The following is a 15847-nucleotide window of genomic DNA, read 5'->3' as shown; positions in this document are numbered from 1 at the left end:
CAACTCTCGCAATTCGGCGCGCATATGCTGGCGCAGCTTCAGGTCCAGCGCCGACAGCGGTTCGTCGAGCAGCAGCACCGCCGGCTCCACCGCAAGCGCGCGGGCGATGGCGATGCGCTGGCGCTGGCCGCCGGACAGGTCGGTCACCCGCTTCTCCGCCGTGTCGGGCAGCGCCACCAGTTCCAGCAGCTCGCGCACGCGGCGCTTGCGGTCGGCCGCCGGCACGCCGCGCACCTCCAGCCCGAAGCCGATGTTGTCCGCCACCGTCATCAGCGGAAACAGGGCCAGGTTCTGGAAGATCAGCGCGGTCGGCCGCTTGTTCGGCCCGATCCCCTTCATGTCCCGGCCGCCGATGCGGACGGCGCCGTCGGTCGGCTCCATGAAGCCGGAGATCATGCGCAGGATGGTGGTCTTGCCGCAGCCCGAGGGGCCGAGGAAGCTGAAGAACTCCCCCGCCCCGATGGTCAGCGACACGTCGCGGACGGCGACGGTGTCGCCGAACCGCATGGTGACATGGTCGAGTTGGACGTCTTGGCTCATGAGTCCTGCCGGGTGCCGATCACGCCGCCAGGAAGCGGTCCTGATACTCGTTGCGGATCGAGACGTACCACGCCTCCTGGATCGGCCACCACCACAGCTTCTGCAGCGCGTCGCCCGGATAGGCGTCGGCGAAGAACTGCTTGTTCAGGTCGGTCAGGTGTGCCTCGGCGCCGACCGCGGTGCTGGAGATGCCGGAATGGTTGGTGTAGAGCGCGCCGGCCTGGGGCGTATAGAACCAGTTGATCCAGGCATAGGCGTTCTCCAGGTTCTCCGCCTTCTTCGGGATGGCGAAGCCTTCCATCCAGGCGAGCGCACCCTCCTTCGGGGCCACGAAGCGGACCGGCAGCCCTTCCTTGCGCAGCGCGACCGCGCTGCTGTCCCAGGTCTGGCCGATGACGCAGCCGTTGGTACGGAAGGCGCCCTGGGCCTCGTTCTCGTTGGTCCAGAACTGGGCGACCGACTTCTTGTTGGCGGCGGCCACCTTCAGGATGGCGTCGAAGTTGGCGCGCGCCTTCGCCTCGTCCTTGAACTGGTCGCGGACCGGGTGCGGCAGCTTGCCCTGGCTTTCCAGCCACAGCGCGATGCCGATCAGCGAGGAATGGCCGCGCACCGTCACCTTGCCGGCGTTGGCCGGCGCCCACAGGTCGCCGTAGCTGGCGGTGCCGTAAGCGAGCGGCGCCTTCTTCATGTCATAGGCCAGCGCCTCCGTCCCCCAGTCGGCCGGAGCGAAATAGCGCTTGCCGCCGACGACGCCGCCCATGCCGGCGGACCCCTCGACCGACGATTTCAGGCAGCCGTCCCACTTCACCTTCGACTCGTCGATCGGCTGCACCAGCTCGAACTCGACATAGTTGGGCACGCGGTCGACGGTGGGGTGGATGATGTCGAAGCCGGCGCCGCCGGTGGCCTTCAGCTGGTTCAGCAGCTCGTCGTTGGTGCCGTATTCGGTCAGGGTCGCCTTGACGCCGGTCTTCTTCTCGAAGTCGGCCAGCATGTCCGGGCTGATGTAGCCGGCCCAGGAGAAGATCTTCACCGAACCCGACGCCGCACGGCCTTCGCGCAGGATGAAGGGACCGACCGAGGCGACACCGGCGGCGGCCGCCGCGCTTTGCAGCAGCAGGCGGCGGGTGAAGCTCTTGGCGGCGCGCTGGGTCTCGGCGCTGGACCGCTGCTCAGCGGTCATGGCGTGATCGATCTTGGACATGACGTCCGGTCTCCCTGGCTCTTGGATGGCGTTTTGTCAGGTTCCCGCGGCGGCGGCTTCGCGCAGCCCCGTTCAAGGCGCAAAGTGTGCCTGAGACAAAAGCGATCCGTCCATGGGGGAACACGCGGCTCCACCAACCTTCATAGAGCCGTCATATCGGGTGGGGCCATCGGCGCCTCCCGGCCGACCGTCAGCTTTCCAGCATGCGCCGCAGCAGCTCGACATCCTCGGCGAAGGACGGGTCGGTGGCGCGCAGCTCGTCCACCTTCTTGACCGCATGCATGACCGTGGTGTGGTCGCGGCCGCCGAACTTGCGGCCGATCTCCGGCAGGGAGCGGGCGGTCAGCTGCTTGGCCAGATACATGGCGATCTGGCGCGGGCGGGCCACGGCGCGGGCGCGGCGGGCGGAATGCATGTCGGCGACGCGGATGTTGTAATGCTCCGCCACCCGCTTCTGGATCTCGTCGATGGTGACACGGCGGTCGTTGGCGCGCAGCAGGTCGTGCAGCACCTCCTGCGTCGTCTCCAGCGTGATGGAACGGCCGACCAGCTCGGCATGGGCGACGATGCGGTTCAGCGCCCCTTCCAGCTCGCGCACGTTCGAGGTGATCTTGTGGGCGAGGAACTCCAGCACCTTCATCGGGATGCTGGCCTGGAGCGCGTCGGCCTTGGCCTGGAGGATGCCGAGGCGCAGCTCGTAGGTGGTCGGGTGGATGTCGGCGACCAGCCCCCAGCCGAGGCGGGAGCGCAGGCGCTCCTCCATCCCTTCCAGGTCGGAGGGGCTCTTGTCGGCGGAGATGATGACCTGCCGGTTCTGGTCGACCAGCGCGTTGAAGGTGTGGAAGAACTCCTCCTGCGTGCTGTCCTTGCCGCTGATGAACTGCACGTCGTCGATCATCAGCACGTCGACCGAGCGGAACTGCTGCTTGAAGGCCATCGTGTCCTTGAAGCGCAGCGCCCGGATGAACTGGTACATGAACTTCTCGGCCGACAGGTAGAGCACCTTGCGGTTCGGGTCGTTCTTGCGGATCTGCCAGGCCAGCGCGTGCATCAGGTGGGTCTTGCCCAAGCCCACCCCGCCATAGAGGAACAGCGGGTTGAAGGTCACGGCGGTGGCGTCGGCGACGCGGCGGGCGGCGGCGTGGGCCAGCTCGTTCGGCTTGCCGACAACGAAATTCTCGAAGGTGAAGCGCGGGTCGAGCGCCGCGGACAGGTCGGAGCGGTCCTCCAGGATCGTCGGCACGGCGTTCGGCGATTCGTCCGACGCCCCGCCATAGGAGGCGGAGGTGTAGACGGTGGACGGCGCCGCGTCGGCGGACGGGCCGGACTCGAACTGGCGCGGCGATGCCCCCGGCGGCGGGGCCGGACGGGGAGCCGGGCGCGAGTCCCCGGTACGCGGGTCGAACCCGCGCTGGTCGAATCCGCGGGGCGCCGCAGAGGCGCGGTCGTCGTCGATGTCGTCATTGTCGGCGACGAGCGCCGCCGGCGGGTTGGTGGAGGCGACGATGACGTCGATCGACTGGACTTCCGGATTCTCACCGGACCACAGGGCGCGGATACGGTCGGCATAGTGGGTCAGCACCCAGTCGCGCATGAATCGCGTGGGCACGACGATGCACACCTCGCCGCCGACCAGGCTGGCGACGGACAGCGGCTGAAGCCAGCTCCGGTAGGCGATCTCGCCCACCTCTTCCTTCAGGCGTCCGCGAATGCGCGCCCACTGCTGATCCAACGACACGCCGACCGACATGCTCCCTTACTCCCGCTCCTACCGCCAGCCGGCCCCGCCGCCGGGACGGTGCGGGATCGCCCCCGCAACCGGCCCCGCACCGGGAATAGCCGCCCGTCTGGTCCAGCCCGGAAGACTCCGGACACGGAAAAACCGAACGGAACACTCTATCCGAAAAGCACACGCCAGAGTCGACGGGATTGTAAATCCCGTCCCCGGCGCGACAGCTTGTAAGTAAAAGAAGATCGTGCGAACGACCGGGACTCAACAAGCCCTGATCCGGCGTAAGACCTTCAGTATTTCACTGCTGTGTTCAGACGGACACAGAGTGTTACCTCACCCTAATTCGCCCGACCGAATGAACCAAAAGTCTAACCATGCCGCGGAAATCTGGCAATGGGACAGATGGCGAACGGGCCAAAAAGATAAAAACGTTCGTATTGACCGCATGATCGATCCGGAATCTCATACGCGATCCTAAAAACAATCTAAGACAATTGTCGAGCATCCACATATTTACTTTAAACGCAAAAAGCCGCGCCCCGAGTCACGGGCGCGGCTTTTTGAAACGAGCGGATGAAGACTCTATCAGAGAGCCTTGATCGCAGCCGACAGACGCGACAGCTTGCGCGACACGGTGTTCTTGTGCAGCACGCCCTTCGACACGCCGCGCATCAGCTCCGGCTGAGCGGACTTGAACGCCTCGGCGGCGGCGGACTTGTCGCCGCTCTCGATGGCACCCTCGACCTTCTTCACGAAGGAACGGATGCGGCTGATGCGGGCACGGTTGACTTCCGTGCGACGCTCGGTCTGACGAATGCGCTTTTCAGCGGACTTATGATTGGCCATGGAAACCCTACTCCGAACGACACGGCTGTCGTGATGCGAGCGCGCCTTATACGCGGCAGCGCACCCCGAGTCAAGGCGTGGACGCCCGATGATTTTGACTAATCGTACTTGAACGACATCTTGATGGGATCTGAACCGTCCCCCGCAAGATGCAGGGGACGGCCCAGACGGCAGAGTCAACGCGGTGTCAGCGACTCAGCGATTCTTCCAGCTCGCCTGACGCTTCTCGGCGAAGGCGGCCATGCCTTCCTTCTGGTCTTCGGTGGCGAAGGTCGAATGGAACAGGCGGCGTTCGAAGCGGACGCCCTCGGCCAGCGTCGTCTCATAGGCGGCGTTGACCGACTCCTTGGCCATGGCGATGACCGGCTGCGACAGCGAGGCGATCTTGGTGGCGACCTTCACCGCCTCCTCGACCAGCTCGGCGGCCGGGACGACGCGGGAGACGAGGCCGCAGCGCTCGGCCTCGGCGGCGTCGATCATGCGGCCGGTCAGGACCATCTCCATCGCCTTGGACTTGCCGACGAAGCGGGTCAGGCGCTGGGTGCCGCCGGCGCCGGGGATGGTGCCGATGGTGACCTCGGGCTGGCCGAACTTGGCGGTGTCGGCCGCCAGGATGAAGTCGGCCATCATCGCCAACTCGCAGCCGCCGCCGAGCGCGAAGCCGGCGACCGCGGCGATGGTCGGCTTGCGGCACTTGGCCAGCCGCTCCCACTTGGCGGTGATGAAGTTGGAGTTGTAGACATCCATATAGGAGAAGCCGGCCATCTCCTTGATGTCGGCACCGGCGGCGAAGGCGCGTTCCGACCCGGTGACGACGATGGCGCCGATGGCGCCGTCGGCCTCGAAGGCGTCCAGCGCCTGGCCCAGCTCGGTCACCAGCTGGTCGCACAGCGCGTTCAGCGCCTTCGGGCGGTTCAGCGTGATCAGGCCGACCGGGCCGCGCGTCTCGACGAGGATGGTTTCATAGGACATGGTTGCGGACATGGCTGCAGCACTCTCCCGATGGGGCGAGTCCGGTTGCTTCCGGGACTCGTGGTTGTTGGGGTGTTGGGTTGCGGGCTGACGCGAGTATGGCGGCTGTTCCCGCGATCAGCGCGGCGTCAAAGTGAAGCGGACGGCGGTTCCGCCGTCCTTGGTAGTCTGGGCGGCCTTCGCAGGCTGGATGCCCTGGGGGAATTCAAGCCGCAGCTCCTCGCCGTCACGGACGAAGACGCGGTCGGCGGTGCGGCGCCAGCCCAGCTGCGGCAGGGTCTGGTCGTAAAAGGCCAGCACCGCCCGACGTGGCACTCCGCCCGACAGCACGGCCTGGACGATCCGCCCGCCCGGCTTGTCGAAGACCAGCGGTTCCGATTCGGCGGACGCCAGTCCCGGCATCACCGGAACGTCGGTGGTGCCGGGGACGAAGGGTCCCGAATCGGCCACGACCAGCTGGGCCGCCAGCGCCGGAGGAATGGGAACAAGGAAGCTCCCCAGGCCCGCGACCGCGGGGCCGGCAAGGAGGAAAGCGGCGGACGCCGCCCGGAGCATGGCCGGTAGAGCCGTCATGCCCCAGCTATATCACCGTTGGCGCGCCGCACAAAAGAAAGTCGAGCGGCCCGACTGTACTATCCGCTGAACACCCCCCGTCCGGGCAGGGTCGCAGTCGCAATCGGGGCAGCCCTCCCCCTCCCGGTCGTAGACGGCGAACTGGTGCTGGAAATAGCCAAGCTCCCCCGACGCCTGCCGGTAGTCGCGCAGCGAGGAGCCGCCGGCGGCGATGGCGCGCTCCAGCACCTCGCGCACCGCCGTGGCGAGGCGGTCGACCTCTTCGGGCGTCAGGCTTGCGGCGGTCCGGGTCGGCAGGATGCCGGACTGGTAGAGGGCCTCCGACACATAGATGTTGCCGAGACCGGCGACGATGCTCTGGTCGAGCAGGGCGGCCTTGATCGGGGTGATCTTGCCGGCCAGCCGGCGGGCAAGCTCGGGGCCGGAGAATTCGTTGCCCAGCGGCTCCGGCCCCAGGTTGCGCAGCATCGGGTGGTCGCCAAGCGCGTCGGCCACCGTCAGGTCCATCAGCCCGAAGCGGCGGGCGTCGTTGAAGGTGACGACCGTCCCGGCGTCGGTCTCGAACACCACATGGTCGTGCTTGTCGAAGGCGTCGGGCCGTTCCGGCGCGATGATCATGCGGCCGGACATGCCGAGATGCGCGATCAGCACGGCGCCATCGTCCAGATGCATCAGGATGTATTTCGCCCGCCGCCGCACCGACTCGACGCGGCGGCCGGTCAGCCGCTCGCAGAAGCGCGGCGGGAAGGGGGTGCGCAGGTTCGGCCGCCGCTGTTCCACACGGACCAGCCGCCGGCCTTCGAGATGCGGGGCGAGGCCCCGGCACACCGTCTCGACTTCGGGAAGTTCAGGCATCGCCAGAGTGTGGGGTGGGAGCGGCCGAAGGTAAAGCCCGGGGAGGCAGGGAAAGCGTCACCGATACTCCTTGAAGCGCTCCGTCGCCTGGATCAGCGCGGCGCGGATGCCCGGTTCCATGGCGGAGTGGCCGGCGTCGGGGATGATGCGGTAGTCGGCCTCCGGCCAGGCGCGGTGGAGCGCGTCGGCGGAGATCACCGGACAGACGATGTCGTAGCGCCCCTGGACGATCACCGCCGGCAGATGGCGGATGCGGTCGACGTCGCGCAGCAGCTTGTCCTCCGGCGTGAAGCGGTTGGAGCGGAAGTAATGCGCCTCGATCCGCGCCAGCCCCAGGGCATGGCGGTCCTCCCCGCTGGCCGCGATCAGGTCGGGCGACGGCAGCAGCGAGGAGCATCGGCCTTCATAGACGCTCCACACCCGCGCCGCCGCCATGCGGACCGACGGATCGGACGAGTCGAGGCGCTTCCAATAGGCCTCCAGCAGGTCGTCGCGCTCGTCTTCCGGAATATGTCCGGAGAAGGCGGCCCAAGCCTCGGGGAACAGGACGCGCATGGAATAGAGGAACCAGTCGATCTCGCTTTTTCGCATCAGGAAGATGCCGCGCAGGATCAGGCCCAGGCAGCGGTCCGGATGGGCCTGCCCATAGGCCAGCGCCAGGGTCGACCCCCAGGAGCCGCCGAACAGATGCCAGCGCTCGATGCCGAGGTGCCGGCGCAGGGCCTCGATGTCCTCGACCAGCCGCTCGGTGGTGTTCTCGCGCGTTTCGCCCAGCGGCGTGGACCGGCCGGCGCCGCGCTGGTCCATCACGACGATGCGGTAATGGGCGGGATCGAAGAAGCGGCGATGGGTGGGCGAGGCGCCGGCCCCCGGACCACCATGCAGGAACATCACCGGCACGCCGCGCGGGTTGCCCGCCTGCTCCCAATAGACCGTGTGGATCCCGTCGACGGCGAGCGTGCCGGTCTGAAACGGGTCGATGGGCGGATAGAAGTCGCTGCGGGGCATGGCCATGCATCCAGTGGTGCGGGCGTTGAGTGTAGAGGAGCCACCGGGGCTCGCGCCAGCACGACGAAGTCCGGAAACGACAAAGGCCGCCCGGAGGCGGCCTTGCATGTCGAATTCACGGTTTGGCAGAATGGCGCGCCCGAAGAGATTCGAACTCCTGACCCTCAGATTCGTAGTCTGATGCTCTATCCAGCTGAGCTACGGGCGCGCTGTGTATCCTGCAACGGCTTGAAATCAAATGATTATCTGCCGTCCATCCCGGCGTCGGCGGCAGGCCGTCGGCGTCGAGGCGCGCAACTTACTCAAAAGCCTCCGGGGGTGCAAGCGCTTTTCTTGAAAAAAATTCGTCCCGATGCGAGGCCCGACATGATGCCCGACACGAGACCGGTCGGTCGGCAACTCGGCCCTTGCGATGCCGGGCCGGCCACATGGTTCCAACGCACGCACACTGGTATATTGGCTTTCGCGTCAAATTGTCGCAAAGTCTAAGGCTTTCGAGTGCTTCACTCGAACATGGCCCGGTCGTCACGGGGCCTTTTGCAACATCCTCGCAACAAACGGCCATAATGGCTTTCCCCTATTTTAATAGCATGTAAACAAAGATAAAAAACAGTGACGGCTTCTCCTTGTAATCCAAGGCTGGATTGCAGGCAGAAGGACTGCCATTTCCGGGATGGGACGCGCGATATCAACGAAGCGGTATCTCCGCAAGACAGGAAAGTGTGACCCGCCTATGATTCAGCTTCGGAAGACATCGCTGAGGGCGCTTCTCAGCGTGGTGATCGGGATGATCGGGATTCTCGCCGTCTTCACGAGCCTCTCGGACCTCGTCGATGCGGTGCGCAACGAACGTGGCGCCAGCCGCGTCGCCACCCTCGCCGCGACCAGCCAGCAGCTTTACGAGGCCTTGCGCTCGGTCCGGCTGGAACGCGCCACGACGCTGGTTCCGTTGAGGGCGGAGGCGGCGGCCGACCAGGCGACGGCGAAATCGGTGACCGACCTGCGGGAAAAGGCGGAGGCCGCCTACGCGCCGGGCATTGCCGCGCTCGACCGGCTCGACCCGGCCCGCTTCGGCAGCTATGCGGCGGCGATCCGGTCGAAACACGATGCCTTGGCCGAGCTGCGCGGACGGGTGGACAGCGCGCTGCGCATGCCCAAGGCCACGCGCGACCGCGCGACCGTCGAGTCCTGGCCGAAGACCACCGACGCCTATCTGGCCGCGGTGCAGGCGGCGACCGACGCCGTCGATGCCGGCATGGCCCTGGTCGATCCGACCACCGACCAGCTTCTGGCGCTGAAACGCGCCGCCTGGGTCGTCCGGCTGCGCACCTCGACCGAAATCCTGTCGGCCAGCACCGCCATCGGCGAAGGCCGGCCCTGGACCCAGGCGGAAATCCTGACGGCGGCCGAGGAACGGGGGCGGATCGACACCGCCTGGAGCGTCATCGCCGACGCGGCGAAGCGTCCCGACGCGCCCAAGCGCATCGTCGAGGCGGTCGAGGCCGCCAGGAGCAAGTTCTTCGAGACCGGCGGCGCCCGGCGCAAGATCGTCCTCGACGCGCTGTCGACCGGCGGCAAGCCGGACATCACCGCGGATGTCTGGGTGAAGCGCGAGGCGGCCGACCAGGCGCCGCTCAATGCCCTGGTCACCGCCGCGCTGGAGGAGATGGTCGCCCACGCCAATTGGAAGGCGAAGCAGGCCGAGCGCGAGCTGTTCGTCCAATCCGCCATCCTGGCGCTGGCGGTCGGGCTGTCCGTCGCCGGGCTGGTCGTGGTGTGGCGCCGGGTGACCCGGCCGATCCATGTCCTGACCGTGGCGATCGACCGGCTGGCCCAGCGGGACTATGAGGTCGCGCTGCCGAACGACGGGCGCGGCGACGAGATCGGCCGGATGCAGCAGGCCCTGCTGGTGCTGCGCGACAATGGGCGCCAGCATGCCGAGATGGTCCAGGCGCAGATCGCCGCGCAGGAGGCCGCCGTGGCCCGCACCGCGACGGTCGACCGGCTGTGCGGCGATTTCAGCGGCCGGGTCGGCACCAGCCTGGAGTCGGTGGAGAGTGCGGCGGCCCATCTGATGGGAACCTCGGCGGCGGTGACGCGCATTTCGGAACAGTCGGCCGGCGACAGCGGCGCCGTGGCCTCCGCCGCCCACGAGGCGTCGGCCGGTGTCGAGACCGTGGCCGCGGCCGCACAGGAACTGTCGGCCTCGATCGGCGAGATCAGCCGGCGCATGGCGGAATCCGCCAGCATCTCGCAGGACGCCATCGAGCGGACGGAGCGGACCGACAGGATCATCGTCGAACTGGCCGAAGCCAGCGAGGCCATCGGCGCCATCGTCACCCTGATCGGCGACATCGCCGGCCAGACCAACCTGCTGGCGCTGAACGCCACCATCGAAGCGGCCCGTGCCGGCGAAGCGGGCAAGGGCTTCGCCGTGGTGGCGAGCGAGGTCAAGGGGCTGGCCACCCAGACGGGACGCGCGACCCAGGACATCACCGACCGCATCGCCCGCATCCAGGCCATGACCCAGGACGCGGTCGAAGGGGTGCGGTCGGTGTCCACCGTGATCCGGCAGATGAACGGCGTCACCACCGGCATCGTCGCCGCGGTGGAGGAGCAGGGGGCGGCGACCAACGAGATCGCCCGCAACGTGCAGGAGGTGGCGACGGCGGCCAACCGCATCTCCGCCAGCATCTCCGACCTCGCCCAGACGGTGGAGCAGTCGCGCACCGTCGCCGCCGACGTGCTGGAGGCAGCGGAGCTGATGAACCGGCAGGCGCACCTGCTGAAGGACGATGTCGGCGGCTTCCTCGGTGAAATCCGGCGCGCATAACGGCGGACATCTCAGGCAAGCAAGGGGCGGGGCCGCGGTCCCGCCCCGATCCGGGGAGCCAGCCGCCACGCAAAGCGCGAGGACCAGACCAAAGCCCAGGCCCAGAAACACGAAAGGCGGCCAGAGGCCGCCAGGTCGTCAGTGCGTGATTTTTGAAAGATGGCGCGCCCGAAGAGATTCGAACTCCTGACCCTCAGATTCGTAGTCTGATGCTCTATCCAGCTGAGCTACGGGCGCGCTGTGCGTCTTTCCTGCCCGGCGTCGGCGGCAGGCCGTCGGCGTCGAGGCGCGCAACATACTCAAAGCCCCCCTGCCCCGCAAGCGCTTTTTTCGCGAATTTTCGCCGCTCCTGCGATTGCCCTGCGATCCCCCCCGCGGCGGATGGTCCATGCCGGACGAATCGGCCGCAATTGCCGGGCGGCGGCGGCTGGGTTATACAGACCACTTGCTGTTTTTGGAGAGTCAGTCCCGTGGCCGAAGCCCCCTTCAACAAGCATTTCCCGGTGTCGTGGGAAGAGCTCCACCGCAATGCCAAGGCGCTGGCCTGGCGCCTGATCGACCGCGGCCCGTGGAAGGGCATCATCGCGATCACGCGCGGCGGCATGGTTCCTGCGGCGATCATCGCGCGCGAGCTTGAGATCCGCATGATCGACACCGTCTGCGTCTCCAGCTACGACCACCAGCAGCAGCGCAACGCGACGATCCTGAAGGGCGTCGAGGGCGCCAATGCCGGCGACGGCGAGGGTTGGCTGATCATCGACGACCTGGTGGACACCGGCAAGACGGCGGAAATCGTGCGCAAGATGCTGCCGAAGGCGCATTTCGCCACCGTCTACGCCAAGCCGGCCGGCCGCCCGCTGGTCGATACCTTCATCACCGAAGTCAGCCAGGACACCTGGATCCACTTCCCCTGGGACATCGAGCTGCAGTTCTCGCAGCCGATCGCCAAACAGCGGAACGGCTGACCGGCTCCGATCCAGGGCGCGGCCTTTCCTTCCGGCTCCCACCCGGCAGGGAAGGCCGCACCCGGTTCATTACCTAAAATTTACCGTTTGCGCCCTCAATGGCGCGCGGCGAAGCGCCTGCGCCCGCCAGCGCCCTTCCAACATCGCGTGGCGGCCCGCGCATGACAGACGATTCGACCGGCAAGCTCCGCCCGGATGATCTGCACCAGGACGAGTTGCGGCAGAAGATCGACGCCCTGGTGGCGCGTCTGCCGGCGAGCCTCGTCTACAGCCTGCTGAGCGAGATCGAGGGCATGGACAGCGAGCCGACCGACCGGGTCCAGCTCGTCCGCCAATATGTCATCGAATATCTGAACCGCCAGCGCACCAACCGCGCCCGGCGCCTGTTCACCAACCTGTTCGAGGCCTTCCTGATCGACGACGACGCCCTGTACCATGCCGGCGTCGTCATCCCCGGCATGCTGCAGCGGGTCGATGTCGGCGCCCTGTGGGAGGCGCTGAGCCGCGACGCCTTCCCGCTGCTGGCGGTGGAGGCGCAGGAGATGCTGGACGAGATGGCGCGCGGCGACGTGATCGACCGCATCCTGCGCTCTCCCATCGCCACGGTGATGAAGGAGCGGATGCGCGTCGCGTCGGTGAAGCATCTCGACGCCGTGCTGGCGACCAGGAAGACGGTGGAGGAACTGCTGGCCGGCATGTCGCGCAACCGGTCGCGCCGCACCCGCCTGATGTCGGGCTTCCTGGAAAAGACGCCGCACATCGACGTCGGCACGCTGCGGCTGATGCATCTGATCCTGACCGGCGCCGAGGGACCGGCAAAGCCGGTCATCGACAGGCTGGAGGAGTTCCCGGCCGGCTGCAGCAGCGAAGCGGAGGCGAACCGGCTGGCCGACCGGCTGCTGGATGCCACGGAATCGCTGCGCGACCGCTGCGGCGACGATCTGGCCGCCATGCTGCCGCTGTCGGTGCTGTCGGTGAAGCGCAACTATCCGGTGGCGGCGCTCTATTCCGGCAGAGCGGCGTCGATCCCGGCCGCGGCGATGCCATGACCGCGGCGCTGACCGGCCATTTCATCGGCGTCACCCGCGCGCTGACCGCTGCGCTGGCCGTCATCCTGAAGCTGAACGACCGGGTTCCCGGCTCCGCCATCCGCCCCAGCGCCAAGGAGAAGGCACGGCTGGAGGCCCTGGTGCAGCGGCTGGACCAGCTGGTCCACGCCGCCGTCTCGGCCGGGCTGATGGAGGACCGCCGCAGCGAGCCGGCCTTCCGCAACGCCTGGACCCAGGCGGCGAAGATCATCGGGTCGCGGGTGGCCGCGGTGGCGATGGAACGCTCCGCCCTGGCCGCCGCCGCCCGGCGCCAGCCGGTGATCGACCATGCCGACATCGTCTGGCTCGACCGGCTGCTGTGGCGCTGGCAGGAGATGTCGCGCGACTTCGGCTTCGAGACCTACGATCTGGTGAAGTGGCGCGAAACGCTGCTGGAGGAGCTGCGCGCCAATGTCGAAAAGGCGATGAAGTTCGAGGAGACCGATCCGCTCGACGAGCGGATGGAGCATCTTCTGCGCATCGACTCCATCGCCTGCGTGTTCGGCCAGCGCGTCAGCGCCTGGATCCCCACCTTCAGCCACAACATGACCCGCCTGCTGTCGCACCGGCTGGAGCGCGGCGGCACGCTTGGCGCGGAGGAACAGGCGATCATCGACGACCTCGTCGCCACGGCGCGCACCGAGGTCGGCAAGTCGCGCTATTGGAAGAGCAACGAGCTGATGGACCTGATCGAACTGTCGGAGCGGACGCGGTCGGTGGGGTGAGGGGTCACATCACCCCCGAAGTCCGGTGCCGCGGGTCGAGCCAGTCGCGCAGCCCATCGCCCAGCATCGTCAGCCCCATGACGGTCAGCGCGATCGCGACGCCCGGAAACACCGCCTGCAGGGGCGCCGTGAACAGAAAGGTCTGGGCGTCGCCCAGCATCTTGCCCCAACTGGGGTTGGGCGGCTGGATGCCGAGGCCGAGATAGCTCAGCGCCGCCTCGTTGACGATGGCGACGGCGAACAGGATCGTCGCCTGGACCACGACGATGCCGGCGATGTTCGGCAGCACATGCACCAGCGTCGCCGACAAGGGTCCCCGCCCCAGCGCCAGCGCCGCCCCGACGAAGGGCCGCCGCCACACCGCCAGCGCCGCCCCGCGGGTGACACGGGCCAGCACCGCGGCGTTGAACAGGGCCAGCGCCACGACGACGTTGATGGCGCCTGCCCCCAGCGCCGCGGTCAGCAGGATCGCCGTCAGCACGGCGGGGAAGGCGAAGACCAGATCGCCCAGCCGCGCCACCACCTCGTCCCCCCAGCGCCCCAGCGCGGCGGCCAGCAGCCCCAGCGGCACCCCGCCCAGCAGCCCGAGCCCGACCGCGGCGGCACCGACCGCCAGCGAGTTGCGGGCGCCGACCATGATCATCGACAGCACGTCGCGCCCGAAATGGTCGGTGCCGAGCCAATGGGCGGCGCTCGGCGGCTTCAGCCGGGCGACCACCCGCACCTGTTCCGCCGGATAGGGCGTCCACAGCAGCGACAGCAGCGCCATGGCGACCATCAGCAGGGTCAGCGCTGCGCCAAGATGCAGGGAAAGAGGGAGCTTGCGCCTCACGACACCCGCCCCTGTCCTGAGTTTGCCGGCCGCGGGTCGGCCAGGGCGCAGGCGACGTCGACCACGGCGTTCACCAGCACGACGAACAGCGCCAGCAGAACCACCACCCCCTGCACCACGATCAGGTCGCGCTGGCCGATGGCCTGATAGAGCAGCCGGCCCAGCCCCGGCAGGGTGAAGACATTCTCCACCACCACTGCCCCGGCGACGAGGAAGGAGATCTGCAGGCCCAGCACCGTCGCCACCGGGATCAGGGCGTTGGGCAGGGCATGGCGCAGCAGGACGGCGACACGGCCCACCCCCTTGGCGCGGGCGGTGCGGATATGGTCCTCGGCCAGCGTGTCGAGCACGGCGGTGCGGGTGACGCGGGCGAGGATGGCGGCCTCCGGAATCGCCAATGCCAGGGCCGGCAGCAGCAGCGCGTGCAGCGCCGGGCCGATGCCGCCGCCCCAGCCCGGCCCAGTCCAGCCGGGAAAGCCGCCGGCCGGGAACCAGTGCAGGGTCAGCGAGAACAGCAGGATCAGCAGGATGGCGATCCAGAAGCTGGGCATCGACACGCCGAGCTGCGCGAAGCCCAGCACCGCCCAGTCCCCGCCCCGGCCCCGCCGCGCCGCCGCCAGCAGGCCGAGCGGCAGCGCCAGAACCGTGCTGATGATCAGCGACAGCAGGGCGAGCGGCAGCGTCACCGCCAGCCGCTCCGCCACCAGCTCCGCCACCGGGCGGGCATAGGTCAGGCTGACGCCGAGATCGCCATGGGCAAGCCCGCCGACCCAGTGCAGGTAACGGGTAAGGATGGGCTGGTCGAGACCCATCTGGCTGCGCAAGGCCGCCAGCGTGTCGGGCTGGGCATTGACGCCCAGCATCAGCAGCGCCGGGTCGCCGGGAACCAGCTGCAGCACCGCGAAAACCACGATGCTGGCCAGCCAGACGGTGACGATCAGGCTGACCAGCCGTCGCAGCAGAAACGCAAGCACGCGGGTCTATCCTTACTTGGTCTTACCTGACTGATGTTATTTCCAAGCGACGCCGGTGACGTCGTTGGCCTGGACCGGGCGGTTCACCCACATGCCGGTCAGGCCGGCCTTCTGCACCGTCACCGACGGCAGCATGAACAGGAAGCCGTTGACCGCATCCTCCGCCAGCACCTTCTGCTCCTCGCCATAGAGGGCATTGCGTCTGGCCGGATCCTGGGTGCGGTTCAGCTCCTCGTTCAGGACGTTGAAGCGCTCGCTCCTGTAATTGAAGTAGTAGTCGGGCCGGGCGTAGATGTCGATGTCCAGCGGCTCGGTGTGGGCGATCATGGTCAGGTCATAGTCCCTGCCCTTGAACGTCTTTTCCAGCCAGGCCGCCCACTCCACCGGTTCGATCTTTGCGCGGATGCCGACCTCCGCCAGCATGGCGGCAACCAGTTCCCCGCCGCGGCGCGCATAGGGCGGCGGCGGCAGGCGCAGCGTGGTGTCGAAACCGTTGGGATAGCCCGCCTCGGCCAGCAGCGCCTTCGCCCTGGCCGGGTCGTAGGGATACATCCCGGTGAGGTCGACATAACCCTCGCGGTGCGGCGGGAAATGGCTGCCGATGGCGACGCCGTTGCCGTAGAGCACGCCGTCGATCAGCGTCTTGCGGTCGATGGCATGGGCCATGGCGCGGCGGACGCGGACATCGTCGAAGGGCTGC

15 protein-coding genes and 2 tRNA genes are annotated in these 15847 nt (G+C 67.8%); 4 read left to right on the top strand and 13 right to left on the bottom strand.

All coding sequences use genetic code 11. The annotated features are described in order from the left end of the window. The 9 genes from I71_RS08790 to I71_RS08750 form a co-directional block, all read right to left on the bottom strand. The coding region (locus I71_RS08790; RefSeq protein WP_042693921.1) for an ABC transporter ATP-binding protein at nucleotides 1-540 on the bottom strand (540 nt) is incomplete at its 3' end. A 19-nt stretch (nucleotides 541-559) separates the two neighbouring features. Further along, nucleotides 560-1744 carry an extracellular solute-binding protein gene (locus I71_RS08785; RefSeq protein ID WP_199902138.1) on the bottom strand — a complete coding sequence of 395 codons (1185 nt, stop codon included), beginning with the start codon at nucleotides 1742-1744 and terminating at the stop codon, nucleotides 560-562. A gap of 190 nt (nucleotides 1745-1934) precedes the next feature. Then, nucleotides 1935-3494 (bottom strand): chromosomal replication initiator protein DnaA, encoded by a 1560-nt coding sequence (gene dnaA / locus I71_RS08780; RefSeq protein ID WP_042693918.1) that lies wholly within the window; start codon nucleotides 3492-3494, stop codon nucleotides 1935-1937. Between the two features lie 567 nt (nucleotides 3495-4061). Beyond that, the gene (gene rpsT, locus I71_RS08775; RefSeq protein ID WP_042693916.1) at nucleotides 4062-4322 is read right to left on the bottom strand and encodes a 30S ribosomal protein S20; all 261 of its coding nucleotides are present in this window, start codon (nucleotides 4320-4322) and stop codon (nucleotides 4062-4064) included. Nucleotides 4323-4517: 195 nt separating this feature from the next. Then, nucleotides 4518-5294, bottom strand: a complete 777-nt coding sequence (locus I71_RS08770; RefSeq protein WP_042693925.1) for an enoyl-CoA hydratase — start codon at nucleotides 5292-5294, stop codon at nucleotides 4518-4520. A 117-nt stretch (nucleotides 5295-5411) separates the two neighbouring features. Further along, nucleotides 5412-5867: a hypothetical protein gene (locus I71_RS08765; RefSeq protein ID WP_049976004.1), complete on the bottom strand. Its 456-nt coding sequence runs from the start codon at nucleotides 5865-5867 to the stop codon at nucleotides 5412-5414. Between the two features lie 12 nt (nucleotides 5868-5879). Further along, nucleotides 5880-6722: a bifunctional DNA-formamidopyrimidine glycosylase/DNA-(apurinic or apyrimidinic site) lyase gene (mutM, locus tag I71_RS08760; protein ID WP_042693914.1), complete on the bottom strand. Its 843-nt coding sequence runs from the start codon at nucleotides 6720-6722 to the stop codon at nucleotides 5880-5882. A 57-nt stretch (nucleotides 6723-6779) separates the two neighbouring features. Beyond that, nucleotides 6780-7730: a prolyl aminopeptidase gene (gene pip, locus I71_RS08755; protein WP_042693912.1), complete on the bottom strand. Its 951-nt coding sequence runs from the start codon at nucleotides 7728-7730 to the stop codon at nucleotides 6780-6782. Nucleotides 7731-7861: 131 nt separating this feature from the next. Continuing rightward, nucleotides 7862-7938, bottom strand: a tRNA-Arg gene (locus I71_RS08750). Nucleotides 7939-8463: 525 nt separating this feature from the next. Between I71_RS08750 and I71_RS08745 the strand changes: the two genes are divergently transcribed. After that, the gene (locus I71_RS08745) at nucleotides 8464-10563 is read left to right on the top strand and encodes a methyl-accepting chemotaxis protein (RefSeq protein ID WP_042693910.1); all 2100 of its coding nucleotides are present in this window, start codon (nucleotides 8464-8466) and stop codon (nucleotides 10561-10563) included. Between the two features lie 160 nt (nucleotides 10564-10723). Here I71_RS08745 and I71_RS08740 read toward each other — a convergent pair. Beyond that, nucleotides 10724-10800, bottom strand: a tRNA-Arg gene (locus I71_RS08740). 233 nt (nucleotides 10801-11033) lie between these two features. Here I71_RS08740 and gpt point away from each other — a divergent pair. The 3 genes from gpt (at nucleotide 11034) to I71_RS39605 (ending at nucleotide 13341) form a co-directional block, all read left to right on the top strand. Further along, nucleotides 11034-11528: a xanthine phosphoribosyltransferase gene (gpt, locus tag I71_RS08735; protein WP_042693907.1), complete on the top strand. Its 495-nt coding sequence runs from the start codon at nucleotides 11034-11036 to the stop codon at nucleotides 11526-11528. A gap of 161 nt (nucleotides 11529-11689) precedes the next feature. Further along, nucleotides 11690-12577, top strand: a complete 888-nt coding sequence (locus I71_RS39610) for a hypothetical protein (protein ID WP_244433718.1) — start codon at nucleotides 11690-11692, stop codon at nucleotides 12575-12577. Further along, nucleotides 12574-13341 (top strand): hypothetical protein, encoded by a 768-nt coding sequence (locus I71_RS39605; protein WP_244433717.1) that lies wholly within the window; start codon nucleotides 12574-12576, stop codon nucleotides 13339-13341. The genes I71_RS39610 and I71_RS39605 overlap by 4 nt, the downstream gene beginning before the upstream one ends. Before the next feature lie 4 nt (nucleotides 13342-13345). Here I71_RS39605 and I71_RS08725 read toward each other — a convergent pair whose 3' ends face one another. The 3 genes from I71_RS08725 to I71_RS08715 all read right to left on the bottom strand — a co-directional run. Further along, on the bottom strand, nucleotides 13346-14173 hold the full coding sequence (locus I71_RS08725) for an ABC transporter permease (protein ID WP_042693905.1): 828 nt from the start codon (nucleotides 14171-14173) through the stop codon (nucleotides 13346-13348). Beyond that, on the bottom strand, nucleotides 14170-15147 hold the full coding sequence (locus I71_RS08720; RefSeq protein ID WP_042693903.1) for an ABC transporter permease: 978 nt from the start codon (nucleotides 15145-15147) through the stop codon (nucleotides 14170-14172). The genes I71_RS08725 and I71_RS08720 overlap by 4 nt, the downstream gene beginning before the upstream one ends. Nucleotides 15148-15183: 36 nt before the next feature. Next, nucleotides 15184-15847 (bottom strand): ABC transporter substrate-binding protein (locus I71_RS08715; protein ID WP_042693901.1); only part of this gene is annotated, 664 nt, incomplete at its 5' end.

Origin of the sequence: Azospirillum sp. B506 (assembly GCF_000333595.1) — a bacterium.
GTDB lineage: Bacteria > Pseudomonadota > Alphaproteobacteria > Azospirillales > Azospirillaceae > Azospirillum.
The sequence above is the reverse complement of the archived record's forward strand: the minus strand, read 5'-3'. Positions and strand labels throughout refer to the sequence as shown.

What these genes read in the sequence shown, in the direction of transcription:
- I71_RS39605 (WP_244433717.1), top strand. Translation starts at nt 12,574, where the DNA reads ATGACCGCGGCGCTGACCGGCCATTTCATCGGCGTCACCCGCGCGCTG.
- I71_RS39610 (WP_244433718.1), top strand. Translation starts at nt 11,690, where the DNA reads ATGACAGACGATTCGACCGGCAAGCTCCGCCCGGATGATCTGCACCAG.
- I71_RS08765 (WP_049976004.1), bottom strand. Translation starts at nt 5,867, where the DNA reads ATGACGGCTCTACCGGCCATGCTCCGGGCGGCGTCCGCCGCTTTCCTC.
- dnaA (WP_042693918.1), bottom strand. Translation starts at nt 3,494, where the DNA reads ATGTCGGTCGGCGTGTCGTTGGATCAGCAGTGGGCGCGCATTCGCGGA.
- I71_RS08745 (WP_042693910.1), top strand. Translation starts at nt 8,464, where the DNA reads ATGATTCAGCTTCGGAAGACATCGCTGAGGGCGCTTCTCAGCGTGGTG.
- rpsT (WP_042693916.1), bottom strand. Translation starts at nt 4,322, where the DNA reads ATGGCCAATCATAAGTCCGCTGAAAAGCGCATTCGTCAGACCGAGCGT.
- mutM (WP_042693914.1), bottom strand. Translation starts at nt 6,722, where the DNA reads ATGCCTGAACTTCCCGAAGTCGAGACGGTGTGCCGGGGCCTCGCCCCG.
- I71_RS08785 (WP_199902138.1), bottom strand. Translation starts at nt 1,744, where the DNA reads ATGTCCAAGATCGATCACGCCATGACCGCTGAGCAGCGGTCCAGCGCC.
- pip (WP_042693912.1), bottom strand. Translation starts at nt 7,730, where the DNA reads ATGCCCCGCAGCGACTTCTATCCGCCCATCGACCCGTTTCAGACCGGC.
- I71_RS08770 (WP_042693925.1), bottom strand. Translation starts at nt 5,294, where the DNA reads ATGTCCTATGAAACCATCCTCGTCGAGACGCGCGGCCCGGTCGGCCTG.